The organism is Seonamhaeicola marinus (genome assembly GCF_008085455.1).
On sequence record NZ_VSDQ01000864.1, the window covers coordinates 1 to 730 of the forward strand.

At 28.1% G+C, this 730-nt stretch carries 2 protein-coding genes; one reads left to right on the forward strand and one right to left on the reverse strand.

What is annotated here, in order from left to right; all coding sequences use genetic code 11:
- Positions 1–400: phosphoribosyltransferase family protein (locus tag FUA24_RS24470; RefSeq protein ID WP_148546047.1), on the forward strand; the 400-nt coding region annotated here is incomplete at its 5' end.
- Here the strand turns inward: FUA24_RS24470 and FUA24_RS24475 are convergent.
- Positions 392–730, reverse strand: a 339-nt coding sequence (locus FUA24_RS24475; protein ID WP_317131978.1) for a shikimate kinase, incomplete at its 5' end; no start/stop codon positions are given. The two genes, FUA24_RS24470 and FUA24_RS24475, sit on opposite strands and share 9 nt — an antisense overlap.

Consider the following 730-nt stretch of genomic DNA (forward strand, 5'->3'; position numbering starts at 1 on the left):
TGTTTTAGCTGGTATTGACAAAAATGGTTATGTGTTTGCCGAAAAATTAAAAACTGAATTAGAAAATATATCAGACATAAAGCCTGTACTTTGCAAAGTAATTATTGATAAAAAAAATCCGCAGTCTGAAATTAAAACATCAATTACTGAAGCTGATTATAAAAACAAATCATTAGTACTAGTTGATGATGTTTTAAACTCTGGCACTACCCTAATTTACGGTGTTAAGCATTTTTTAAATGTACCTTTAAAACAATTTAAAACAGCGGTATTAGTTAACCGTAACCATAAAAAATATCCTGTAAAAGCCGATTTTAAAGGTATTTCTTTATCTACATCTTTACATGAGCATATTGATGTTACTTTAAAAGACAACGCCTTTGAAGCGCTTTTAAAGTAGTTTTAAAACATCTTTAGTTATTTCTTTTTTTGATTTATCATCGGTAATTACATGGTGCGTTGCTTTACTATAATAAGGTATTCTTTCAAATAAATGTTTCCCTATAAATTCAGTTAAGGCTTCTTCTGTTTCAATATGAGCAATTAATGGGCGTGTAGCTTTCTTTTTAATTAGCTTTTTGGCTAATTTTGGTATTGAAGCTTTTAAATAAATACTTAATGTATTATTTGCTTTTAAAATTTGCTCCATATTATCTCCAAAACAAGGTGTACCACCTCCTAATGACAAAATAATGTTTTTATCTGCACTTAAAAGTTCTTGTAAATAAGC